At 70.9% G+C, this 11,520-nt stretch carries 9 protein-coding genes and 2 pseudogenes; 8 read left to right on the top strand and 3 right to left on the bottom strand.

Annotated elements, in window-relative coordinates:
* Positions 1-206 precede the first annotated feature (206 nt).
* A complete protein-coding gene (locus ACFV2X_RS18235) occupies positions 207-563 on the bottom strand; it encodes a hypothetical protein (protein WP_385617333.1) in 357 nt (118 codons plus the stop codon).
* A gap of 80 nt (positions 564-643) precedes the next feature.
* Between ACFV2X_RS18235 and ACFV2X_RS18230 the strand changes: the two genes are divergently transcribed.
* The 8 genes and pseudogenes from ACFV2X_RS18230 to ACFV2X_RS18195 all read left to right on the top strand — a co-directional run bounded on the left by ACFV2X_RS18230 (position 644) and on the right by ACFV2X_RS18195 (position 6,632).
* A complete protein-coding gene (locus ACFV2X_RS18230; RefSeq protein ID WP_385617331.1) occupies positions 644-853 on the top strand; it encodes a hypothetical protein in 210 nt (69 codons plus the stop codon).
* 217 nt (positions 854-1,070) lie between these two features.
* Positions 1,071-1,815, top strand: a pseudogene (locus tag ACFV2X_RS18225) (XRE family transcriptional regulator).
* A gap of 2 nt (positions 1,816-1,817) precedes the next feature.
* The gene (locus tag ACFV2X_RS18220; protein ID WP_385617329.1) at positions 1,818-2,288 is read left to right on the top strand and encodes an NUDIX domain-containing protein; all 471 of its coding nucleotides are present in this window, start codon (positions 1,818-1,820) and stop codon (positions 2,286-2,288) included.
* A gap of 589 nt (positions 2,289-2,877) precedes the next feature.
* A pseudogene (locus tag ACFV2X_RS18215) lies at positions 2,878-3,105 on the top strand (4-hydroxy-2-oxovalerate aldolase); the annotation flags it as partial.
* A gap of 21 nt (positions 3,106-3,126) precedes the next feature.
* Positions 3,127-3,531 carry a molybdopterin-binding protein gene (locus tag ACFV2X_RS18210; protein WP_385617325.1) on the top strand — a complete coding sequence of 135 codons (405 nt, stop codon included), beginning with the start codon at positions 3,127-3,129 and terminating at the stop codon, positions 3,529-3,531.
* A 331-nt stretch (positions 3,532-3,862) separates the two neighbouring features.
* The gene (modA, locus tag ACFV2X_RS18205; RefSeq protein WP_385617323.1) at positions 3,863-4,693 is read left to right on the top strand and encodes a molybdate ABC transporter substrate-binding protein; all 831 of its coding nucleotides are present in this window, start codon (positions 3,863-3,865) and stop codon (positions 4,691-4,693) included.
* On the top strand, positions 4,690-5,550 hold the full coding sequence (gene modB / locus ACFV2X_RS18200) for a molybdate ABC transporter permease subunit (RefSeq protein ID WP_385617321.1): 861 nt from the start codon (positions 4,690-4,692) through the stop codon (positions 5,548-5,550). The genes modA and modB overlap by 4 nt, the downstream gene beginning before the upstream one ends.
* Entirely contained in the window at positions 5,547-6,632 is a 1,086-nt protein-coding gene (locus ACFV2X_RS18195) for an ABC transporter ATP-binding protein (protein ID WP_385617319.1), read from the top strand. The genes modB and ACFV2X_RS18195 overlap by 4 nt, the downstream gene beginning before the upstream one ends.
* 2 nt (positions 6,633-6,634) lie before the next feature.
* Here ACFV2X_RS18195 and ACFV2X_RS18190 read toward each other — a convergent pair whose 3' ends face one another.
* Together ACFV2X_RS18190 and ACFV2X_RS18185 are read right to left on the bottom strand one after the other, a co-directional pair.
* The gene (locus ACFV2X_RS18190) at positions 6,635-10,639 is read right to left on the bottom strand and encodes a molybdopterin-dependent oxidoreductase (protein WP_385617575.1); all 4,005 of its coding nucleotides are present in this window, start codon (positions 10,637-10,639) and stop codon (positions 6,635-6,637) included.
* A 354-nt stretch (positions 10,640-10,993) separates the two neighbouring features.
* The coding region (locus ACFV2X_RS18185) for an ATP-binding protein (protein WP_385617317.1) at positions 10,994-11,520 on the bottom strand (527 nt) is incomplete at its 5' end.

Raw genomic sequence — 11,520 nt, 5'->3', positions numbered from 1 at the left:
GACCTCAGTACCGCTGTCGGCCGCCAGGATAGTGGATCGGCTGACGGCATACCGATGCGTTGGCAGGCGCAGGCTCATCGCCCAGCGCGTAGCACAGGGCCGCGTGCAGTTGCTCCGCCTCTCCCACTGTCAGCAGCAGTGAGGCGACGGCGACGTGCTGTCCGGAGCGGACGACCTGAAGCGGCAGCGCCAAGCAGCCGTCTCGTTCACGGCGCAGACCGCGACCCGGAACAGGCCCGACCTCCCACCCTCCTGACGCATTTGCCTGGGCTCGGCTCATTCGCACGCGCCCCTCTCAGGCTCCGGAGCGCCGTCCGGGCGCTCATACGGCTCCCGTCGGCACAGGCAGGCAGCCGCCCACCCCGACTCTCGGCGACCCGCAACGCGTCGCCCAGCGCCTCACGCAGGGACTTGGCGAGGAACCTCAGTTCCCTCTTGCTCACCTTGTGATCGCCCAGCATCTCGCCCGAATAACCGAAGAGTTCGACGCCCGCCTTCAACTGCGCGGCCTCCATCTCATCGGCAAGCCTCGACAGACGACCGTTGCCATCGTCGTCCGTCACCAGATAGCAGCGCTTCCCGGCCGAGTCCGGCCACGGCAGCAGACGAGGCCGCGCACTCATGTCGCCACCGCCTTTGCCCGGTGTCCGACGGCACCACCCCGCCGCTGCCGCTCATGCGCGACCACGTACGGCCGGACGAGACCCGTCCCCGAGGCGTCCGGGCCACCCGGCACCCACGCGTGCGCCAGGGGGACACGCGCCAGACGGACCGTCGGCGCATCCGTGCGCCGGACGCCTGGCCGGATTCCAACGGCCCGATGCCGCCCTGGAGCAGGCAGCAACAGCTCTAACAACCATTCCACGAAACGGGCGGCATTGTTCCGCAACGTTGACGCTCCTTCACAGCGTTGACCGTGCTCCCGGGCCGCCCGCAGCGGTCGCGGGAGTCTTTTCGCGATCATCGCGCCGTGACCAGGACGTAGGAACCTCCCCTAGATCCCACTTCGGGACGTCCCGCGTCGGGCAAAACGTCCCTAGTGCCGTCCCGACATGTGGGGAGAGACTCAGATGCCGAACGAGAGGCTACGAGCCGTCATGGCAGCCAGAGGCTGGACCGTACGCCACCCTCGCGGCAAAGGTCGAGGTAGACCCGAAATCCGTTGAACGGTGGGTCAACCTCAACCGCACGCCGCGACGCGCTACGGCCATGCTGGCAGCGGAAACGTTAGGAGAAGACGTGCACGCCCTATGGCCAGCGCTCCGCCAAGCGCGCCCCGCTCGCGCGGTCAGCCCCGAGCTCGTGGCGCTCTACGACCAGCGCGCGGACATCCCCGTGTCCACGATCGCGGAGATGCTGACGCAGGCCCGCGAACGAATCGACGTGCTCGTGTACGCCGCTGTCTTCCTGCACGAGGCGTACCCCCGCCTCAACGACCTTCTACGGGAACGAGCCGCCGAGGGGTGCACTGTGCGTATCGCGCTCGGCGACGCCGGCAGCCCCAACGTCCGGCAGCGAGGCCAGGAAGAGAAGTTCGGCCACGGCATCGAGTCCCGCTGCCGACTCGCCCTCATGCACTACCGGCCCCTCATCGGCGCCCCGGGCATCGAGGTCCGGACCCACGGCACCACCCTCTACAACTCGCTCTATCGCGCGGACGATCAACTCATGGTGAATGCCCATGTCTGGGGCGTGAACGCGTACGGCGCGCCCGTCTGGCACCTGCGCCGACACGGCGAAGGCGGCATGTTCGACACTTACGCCCAAAGCTTCGACGCCGTGTGGGCGACAGCGACGCCCACACACGAGGGGTGACCATGGCTCGGACCGAGTACTACGACGACCCGGACGCCCCCGAGCCGAACAGCCTGGTCGTCGCCGCGTCCGCTGTCGTCACCGACGAGACCGGCCGCATACTGCTCCAGCGCCGCCGCGACAATGATCTTTGGGCACTGCCCGGCGGCGGCATGGAGATGACCGACTCCCTACCGGGAACGGCGGTCCGCGAGGCCAAGGAAGAGACGGGACTGGACGTAGAGATCACCGGACTCGTCGGCACCTACACCGACCCACGTCACGTCATCGCCTACACGGATGGCGAGGTCCGCCGACAGTTCAATGTCTGCTTCACCGCCCGGATCGTCGGCGGTCAGCTCGCAATCTCCGACGAGTCCACGGAACTACGGTTCGTCCCGCCGGAGGAACTTGCCGATCTGCCCATGCACCACACGCAGCGGCTCCGACTCCGCCACTTCCTGGAACACCGCGACCAGCCGTACCTCGGCTGACCCCATGAACATCGGGACAGGCCCCATCACCACAGGTCAGGGCGATCCCGGCGAATCTCGGAGGCATGCTTCCGAGGCGAACGCGCAGGTCACAGCACGCAAAATAAACTGTATTCGTCAGGGTATTGCTTGATGTAGAGCAAGCATTTTTTTAAGAGGGGGTGAGGGGGGACGTGCTGGCCGCTTTGCGCCGAAGGGCGCGAGACGATACCCGCTCTCGGCGGCCGGACCATGCCGTCCAGCGGAGTTGTCCCGTTCGTCGCGCTCCCGCGCCCCGGTCCAGCGCACCGCTGGGCTGACCGCTCGGCCACCGCGCGGCAGCAGTCGCGGCGGAGCGCAGCGGAGCCTGTCTTGAGCTCAGCCGCCCGCCGGGCCGAGGAACCGCGACCGCAGGCCAGCCGCCCCCCTTCCCCTCTCCTGTTGGCGCTTTGGACCCCGCGCGCCACGGCCGGCGGCGGAGCTGAGTGAGGTGCTGACGCTCACGGGTGTGGGCGTGGCGGGGTGCGGCTGCGTGCTACCGCGGGGGCAGACGGCTCGGGGGTGGTGCGCTTCGAGCTGTCGGCGGCGACGGCGCGTGAGGTGGCGGCTACCGCTGCGGGACCGTGAGGTCCGGGTGGACCGCGAAACCCTCAGCCTGGGCTACGCCGGGGTCTACTCCAGCTTTCTGCGCCACGCCGAGGCCGCCGCCGCCCGCTACGGCCTGGACACCCGCGCCATCCTCGTCGAGGCCGGGCGGCGGGGCATGGTCGGCGGCCAGGAGGACATGATCACCGACATCGCGCTGGACCTGGCCGCCGCCGCACAGGCCGCCTCCTGATGTGGCCTTATCTTGGCGCGCATGCAGTCATACACGATCGGCCAGGCGGCACGGCTCCTCGGCGTGAGTCCGGACACCGCGCGGCGGTGGGCGGACGCGGGCCGGGTGGCGACCCACCGCGACGAGAGCGGGAGGCGGCTCATCGACGGGAAGGACCTGGCCGCGTTCTCCGTGGAGCTCGCCAAGAGCGGGAGCGGCGGGAGTACGGAGGAGGAGGCGTCCTACACCTCGGTCCGCAACGCCTTCCCCGGCATCGTCACCGCGATCAAGCTCGGCGATGTGGCGGCACAGGTGGAGATCCAGGCCGGACCGCACCGGCTCGTATCGCTGCTCACCCGGGAGGCCGTGGAGGAACTGGGGCTGGAGGTCGGCATGGAGGCCACCGCCCGGGTGAAGTCGACGAACGTGCATATCGACCGCGTCTGACACCCGGCCCGTTCCCCGAGGCGCCGCCCTCAGCTCCACGCGGTGTATCCGCCGTCCACCCGGATCGTGTCGATACCGCCGATGTACCGGGCGCCGCAGCGGTCCTGGGGCAGGACCAGCTGAGGGCCCGCGCGGTCGAGCGGGGTGTCGTCGAGGGCGGTACCACCTCCCTGGTGACCCGTACCCGAGCAGCCATCCCGTACAAACGCATATGCAATGCCAGTGCATGGAAGATCCAGCTCATGCAATGAGACAGGAGGGTTTCCCCTCGCAAGTGCGGAAGTATCATCAACGTCTGGCCAGAGTCAGGACCCGAGGGAGTGGACCCGTGATGACCCGTTCCGCGCGCCGGACCCGCCGGATGCTTCAGGTGGCCGGCGCAGGTGCCGCCGCCCTGCTGACCCTGAGCGCCTGCTCCTCGTCCGACTCGGACTCCTCCGGGAAGAAGGACTCCTCCACAAAGGGCTCCTCCGGCTCGGACAAGCTGTCCGGCGAGGTGACGGTCTTCGCCGCGGCCTCTCTGAAGGAGAGCTTCAGCACGCTCGGCGACACGTTCGAGAAGGAGCACCCGGGGACGAAGGTCACCTTCAGCTTCGGCGGCAGCGACAGCCTCGCGGCCGGTATCACCGGTGGCGCCCCGGCCGATGTGTTCGCCGCCGCCAGCCCCAAGACGATGAAGATCGTGACGGACAAGGGCGACGCGGCCGGCACCCCGGCCACCTTCGTGCGCAACCAGCTGGAGATCGCCACCCTGCCGGGCAACCCCGACAAGGTCGCTTCCCTCAAGGGCCTCACCAAATCGGGTCTGAAGGTCGTGCTGTGCGACAAGACGGTGCCCTGCGGTGCCGCCGCGCAGAAGGCCCTGGACGCCGGCAAGCTCAAGCTCACTCCGGTCTCCTACGAACAGGACGTCAAGTCCGCGCTGAACAAGGTCGTGCTCAAGGAGGCCGATGCCGCGGTCGTCTACAAGACCGATGTGAAGGCGGCGGGTGACAAGGTGGAGGGCGTGGAGTTCCCCGAGTCGGCCAACGCCATCAACGACTACCCGATCGCCCTGCTCAAGAACGCCCCCAACGCCAAGGCGGCCAAGGCGTTCATCGAGCTGGTGCGGTCCGCCGAGGGCCAGAAGGTCCTCACCGAGGCCGGGTTCCTGAAGCCGTGACCCCACCGGACAGGACCGGCGCCGCAGACACCCTCACCAGAGGCCCGCGGCGCCGCCGCATGGGCAGGGAGCGCGCCCGCGGGGGCGTACCGCTGCCCCTCCTGTTGCCCTCGCTGATCGGCCTGGCCTTCCTGCTGGTCCCCCTCGTCGCCCTGCTCATCCGGGCTCCCTGGAGCAGCCTCCCCGACCTGCTGACCAGCACCGAGGTCTGGCAGGCCCTCCAGCTCTCCCTGGTCTGCGCCACGGCCGCGACCGCGGTGAGCCTGGTCCTCGGGGTCCCGCTGGCCTGGCTGCTCGCCCGCGTCGAGTTTCCCGGCCGCGGCCTCGTGCGCGCCCTGGTGACCCTGCCGCTCGTCCTGCCGCCGGTCGTGGGCGGTGTGGCCCTGCTGATGGCGCTCGGCCGCAACGGGGTCGTCGGGCGCTGGCTGGACTCCTGGTTCGGGATCACGCTGCCGTTCACCACCACGGGCGTCGTCGTCGCCGAGGCGTTCGTCGCAATGCCGTTCCTGGTGATCAGCGTCGAGGGCACCCTGCGCGCCGCCGACCCGCGCTACGAGGAGGCTGCCACCACCCTCGGCGCCTCCCGCTTCACCGCCTTCCGCCGGGTCACCCTGCCGCTGATCGCCCCGGGCATCGTGGCGGGCGCCGTGCTCGCCTGGGCGCGGGCGCTCGGCGAGTTCGGCGCGACGATCACCTTCGCGGGCAACTTCCCCGGCCGTACGCAGACGATGCCGCTCGCGGTCTATCTGGCCCTCCAGAACGACCCGGAGGCGGCCATCGCGCTGAGCCTGGTGCTGCTGGCCGTATCGATCGCCGTGCTGGCCGGGCTGCGTGACCGCTGGATGGCCCCCGCATGACCGACGCCGCCAAGACCGCGCACCACGCGGTCACCCCGGCCACCCAGGGTCTTGATGCCCGTCTCGTGGTCGAGCGCGGATCCTTCCGGCTCGATGTGGCGCTGACGGCCGCGCCCGGTGACGTGGTCGCCCTCCTGGGGCGCAACGGCGCCGGCAAGACCACCGCCCTGCGCGCCCTGGCCGGCCTCGTACCGCTCACGGACGGCCATCTGCGGCTGGACGGCGCCGTGCTGGACCGTACGCCGCCGGAGTCCCGCCCGGTCGGCGTGGTCTTCCAGGACTATCTGCTCTTCCCTCATCTCTCGGCGCTCGACAACGTGGCCTTCGGCCCCCGCTGCCACGGCGCGAGCAAGGCACAGGCCCGCGCGCAGGCCGCCGAATGGCTGGACCGCATGGACCTGACCGCCCACGCCGGGGCCAAGCCCCGCCGCCTCTCCGGCGGCCAGGCCCAGCGCGTCGCCCTCGCCCGCGCCCTGGCCACCCGTCCGCGGCTGCTGCTCCTCGACGAACCGCTCGCCGCCCTCGACGCCCGCACCCGGCTCGACGTCCGGGCCCAGCTCCGACGCCATCTGGCCGACTTCGAGGCGGTCGCCGTACTCGTCACGCACGATCCGCTGGACGCCATGGTGCTGGCCGACCACCTCGTCGTCGTCGAGGACGGCCGCGTCGTCCAGCAGGGCACCCCCTCCGACATCGCCCGCCGCCCCCGTACGGACTACATCGCCCATCTGGTCGGCCTCAACCTCTACAAGGGCCGGGCCGAAGGGCACACGGTCCGCGTCGACGGCGGTCCCGGGATCACGACCACGGAGGACCTGACGGGCCCGGCCTTCGTCGCCTTCCCGCCGAACGCGGTGACCCTGCACCGGGACCGCCCCGCCGGCTCCAGCGCCCGCAACCTCTGGCGCTGCGAGGTCGCAGGGATGGAAACCCACGGCGACCAGATCCGCGCCGCGCTGACCGGCGAACTGCCCCTGGCCGCCGACCTGACCACGATCGCCGCCGCCGAACTCGACCTCCGCCCGGGAGCCACGGTGTGGGCCACGGTCAAGGCGGCCCAGACCCACGCATATCCTGCCTGAGCTCAGTACACATCGCGTACGTAGCGCTTGTCGGCGGCGAGCTGTTTGACGTACGCCTCCGCCTCGGCCTCGTCCAGGCCACCGTGGGCGGTGGCGATCTCCCGCAGGGCCCGGTCGACGTCCTTGGCCATACGGGAGGCGTCGCCGCAGACGTAGAGGTGGGCGCCGTCCAGCAGCCAGGACCACAGCTGCGGACCGTGTTCGCGCATCCGGTCCTGGACGTAGAGCTTGGCGCGCTGATCGCGGGAGAAGGCGGTGTCCAGGCGGGTGAGCGTACCTCCGGCGAGGAACGCGGCCAGCTCCTCCTCGTAGTAGAAGTCGGTCGCGCTGTGCTGTTCCCCGAAGAACAGCCAGTTCGGGGCGTGGTGGCCGCGGGCCCTGCGCTCCTCCAGGAAGCCGATGAAGGGCGCTATGCCGGTGCCGGGGCCCACCATCACCATCGGTGTGGCGGGGTCGGCGGGCGGGCGGAAGTGCGGCGCCGGCTGGACGCGGACCGGCACCGGGGCGCCGGGCTCGGCGTCGGCGAGGAAGGGGGAGCACACGCCCTGGCGGGGGCGGCCGCGCAGATTCTCGTAGCGGACGACGGAGACCGTCAGCGACACCAGATGGGGGTCGGTCAGGGGGCTGGAGGATATCGAGTACAGGCGGGGCTGTAGCCGCCCCAGCACATCGGCCCACTCCTGCGCCCCGGCGCGTAGCGGAAATTCGGCGGCCACGTCGACCGCCTGGCGCCCCCAGGACCACTGCGCCAGCCCGCCCTTGTTGTCCGGGCGCAGCAGCTTCCGCAGCTCGCGCGGGTCGCGGGCGCGCTCGGCGGCGAAGCGCAGCAGATCGGGGGTGATCCGGGTGATGTCCAGGTGGCGCAGCAGGGCCTCGGCGAAGGGCAGGTATCCGACACCGGTGACCGAGACGGTCGCGTCCGCGTCCAGACCGGTGACGGCCAGCCACTCCGTCACCAGCTCGGGCCAGTTGACGGGGTGCACGGCCAGGGCGTCCCCGGCCTCGTAGCGCAGCGGGGTGTCGCTGTCGCGGGTGTCGAAGGTGAAGCGCCGCACCTCCTTGCCCGCACCGGGCAGGCTCAGCAGGCGGTTGCCGGTCAGGCGCGCGGTGACGGGGGCGGCTCGGCCCGACCGGGGAGCGGCGGCGGGGGCCTGGGCAGGAGCCGGCGGCTCGGTGCTCCGCAGCGCGATGATCACCTGGTCGAGCCAGACCTTGGCCTCGTTCTCATAGTCCGGTTCGCAGTCGGCGCGCGGGGCCAGCCGTATCGCCTCCAGCTCCGCCAGCCGCTGGTCGAGCCGGCGGCCGTGGCCGCAGAAGTCGTCGTACGAGGAGTCGCCGAAGGCCAGAACGGCGTAGCGCTGGCCCCTCAGGCGCGGGGCGTCGGGCGAGGCGAGGGCGTCCCAGAACCCGGCACCGTTGTCCGGGGCGTCGCCGTCGCCGAAGGTACTCGTGATCAGCAGCAGGTCGGCGTCGTACGGCAGCGCGGCGGGGTCCGCCTGCTCCATCGGCAGGAGGGAGGCGAGGTGACCGTCCGCGGTGAGCCGCTGCGCCGCGGCGTTCGCGAACTCCTCGGCGTTCCCGGTCTGCGACGCCCAGAGGATCACGACCTGGCGGCGGGAGAGCCGCACGGAGCCGCCGGGGCCGTACGCGGTGGAAGGCGTCGCCTCGGCCCTGGAGTACATCCCGGCCAGCACGCCGTTCACCCACAGGACGTGCTCCGGGCTGAACGGGGCGTCCGGCGGCAGCACTGGTACGCCCGGGGTGCCGGACGGGATACCGGTCAGGAAGCCGGTCAGATAGCGGCGTTCGTGTTCGGCCAGGACCGGCGGCGGCGCGGGCTCAAGACCGAACGGGCCGGGAATGGACGCCGTAGCCGAGACCGGAACACCCGCCGCAGCCGTGACCGGGGCCCGTACCGCCACCGGGGCGGCCACCTTGGTCAGCGACACCGCGCACACCTTGAGCTCGGGCTGGAACGACAGCGGATCGACGGCGTCGCTGGTCACCGCGTTGACGCTCAAGTACTCCCCGAACAGGTCGTTCCAGTGGAACGGCGCGAAACAGCAGCCCGGCCGCACCCGGTCCGTGACGACCGCGGGCAGCACCGCCCGCCCGCGCCGCGAGGCGACCTCCACCGAATCCCCCGCGGCGATGCCCAGCCGGGCCGCGTCCTGGGGGTGCACCTCCACGAAGGGGCCGGGGTTGAGCTTGTTCAGCTTGGGCACCTTGGCCGTCTTGGTGAGGGTGTGCCACTGGTGCTGGAGGCGGCCGGTGTTGAGCACGTACGGGTAGTCGTCGTCGGGCATCTCGACCGCCGGCAGATGCGGACGGGCGTAGAAGACCGCCCGGCCGCTCGGGGTCGGGAAGGTCGGCGCACCGTCCTCGCCGACGTACCGGATCGGGTTGCGGTCGGGCCCGTCCACGGTCGCCGCCGGCCACTGCACCGGGGTGGTGCGCAGCCGCTCGTAGCTCGCCCCGCGCAGATCCCAGCCGGTCGCCGGGTTCCAGGCGCGCTTGATCTCCTCGAAGACCTCCTCGGCGCTGTCGTACGCGAAGCCCTTCTCGTAGCCCATCGCGCGGGCCACGGCGGCGATGATCCGCCAGTCCGCCATCGCCTCACCGGGCGGATCGGCGGCCGGCCGGGCGAGGGTCAGGTTGCGCTCGCTGTTGATCAGGACGCCCTCGGTCTCGGTCCACAGCGCGCCGGGCAGGACGACATCGGCGTACGCGTTCGTCTCCGTCTCGGCGAACACGTCCTGGGTGACGACGAACTCGGCGGCCTCCAGACCCTCGATGACCGTCTTGCGGTTGGCGACGGAGGCGACCGGGTTGGTGCAGATGATCCAGCACGCCTTGATGTCCCCCTCGGCCATCTTCTGGAACATCTCGACCGTGCCCTTGCCGACCCCGTCGGCGCGCAGCGCGCCCGGCTCCAGCTCCCACAGCTGCTCGACGAAGTCACGGTCGGCGTCGGCGAGTACGGACCGCTGTCCGGGCAGCCCCGGCCCCATGTAGCCCATCTCCCGGCCGCCCATGGCGTTGGGCTGCCCGGTGAGGGAGAAGGGCCCGCTGCCGGGGCGGCAGATCGCGCCGGTGGCGAGATGCAGGTTGACCAGCGCGTTGGTGTTCCAGGTGCCGTGCGTGGACTGGTTCAGGCCCATGGTCCAGCAGCTCATCCACTCCCCCGCCTCGCCGATCAGCCGGGCGGCCTCGAGGATGTCGTCCTCCGGGATACCGGTGATCTCCGCGACGGCGGCGGGCGGATAGTCCGCGAGGAAGCCGGGCATCGCCTCCCAGCCCTCGGTGTGCGCGGCGATGAACTCGGGGTCGGTGTGGCCGTTCGCATGCAGCAGATGCAACAGCCCATTGAGCAGCGCCAGATCCGTACCCGGCTTGATCTGCAGAAACAGATCGGCCTTGGCCGCGGTGGCGGTGCGCCGCGGATCGACGACGATCAGCTTGGCGCCCGCCGACTTCACCCGGTCCATCATCCGCAGGAAGAGGATCGGATGACAGTCGGCCATGTTGGCGCCGATGACGAAGAAGACGTCGGCCGCGTCGAAGTCCTGGTACGAGCCGGGCGGCCCGTCCGCGCCCAGCGACAGCTTGTAACCGGTACCGGCGCTGGCCATGCACAGCCGGGAGTTCGACTCGATCTGGTTGGTCCGGAGGAACCCCTTGGCCAGCTTGTTCGCCAAGTACTGCGCCTCCAGGCCCATCTGCCCGGAGACATAGAGGGCGACCGCGTCCGGCCCGTGCTCGTCAATGATCGCGCGCAGCCGCTCGGCGGTCTCTGCGATGGCATCCGCCACGGGCGCGGACCGCGGCTCCTCGCCACGGTCCGACCGGACGAGGGCCGTGGTCAGCCGCCCCGGGGCGGCGAGCATGTCCGCGGTGGTGGCGCCCTTGGTGCACAGCCGGCCGAAGTTCGCGGGGTGCTCCTTGTCCCCGGCCGCCTTCAGCACCGTACGCCGCCCGTCCGGCCCCCTGCCGACGTCGAGGACCATGCCGCAGCCCACCCCGCAGTACGAGCAGACCGTCCGCACCTTCGTCGTGCCCTCACTCCGCGAGTCCGGCACGGCCACGGGCGCCCCTCTCTCTCCTGATCGACCTGGTTCGGCCCTTTGTGACCGCCGTACGTTCGTGATCGTACAAACGACTCATTACGCGGGCGTCTCCGCGGCGGATCGTCAGGGGTAACACCCACCGCACACAATCCGGCGGGGCGATGTGAGCGACCTTACGCAGCGCGGACCGCGCGGTCAGGCGGGTCTCAGGGAACCTGGCGGTAGCCTTCGGACTCGGCTTCGTCGGCAAGGTGACTGCGAACCTCGGACGGACGAGAGCCTGACCGGGTCCGGTCACGTGGCGGGCTCCGCGGCAGCCACTCCCCCTGGGATGCGGTAATCGGCCCAGACCGTCTTGCCCGAGCCGTCGGGGCGTAGGCGCCAATCCCACCGGGTGGCCAGGCGCGACACGAGGAGCAGGCCCCGGCCGGTCTCCGCGAGGCCGGTGCCATCCGAGGCAGGCGGGACGGCAGGCCGCCGCGGCGCGCATTCGGCGCGGCCGTCGGTGACCTCGATCCGGGCGGTCGCGGGGCGCGAGCCTGCCGTCACATGCAGGCGGAGGTGGAAGTCACAGCCCGGGACGTGGCCGTGCCGCACGGCATTCGAGCTCAGCTCGGCGACGATCAGATCGATCTCGTCGTGAGGTTCGCTGCCGTACGGGATACCCCACGCGTCCAGCCGGACGGCTGCCAGGCGGCGGGCGAGACGGACTCCTCGGGGGGGGGGGGTGCCTCTATGTCCTTCGTCAAGCCTGAGCTGGTCATGCGACGGCTGCTTCGGGGAGGCGGGGTTCGTAGAAGGTGCCGTCGCGAAGCATCGCG

Origin of the sequence: Streptomyces sp. NPDC059679 (assembly GCF_042734105.1) — a bacterium.
Taxonomy (GTDB): Bacteria; Actinomycetota; Actinomycetes; order Streptomycetales; family Streptomycetaceae; genus Streptomyces.
The sequence above is the reverse complement of the archived record's forward strand: the minus strand, read 5'-3'. Positions and strand labels throughout refer to the sequence as shown.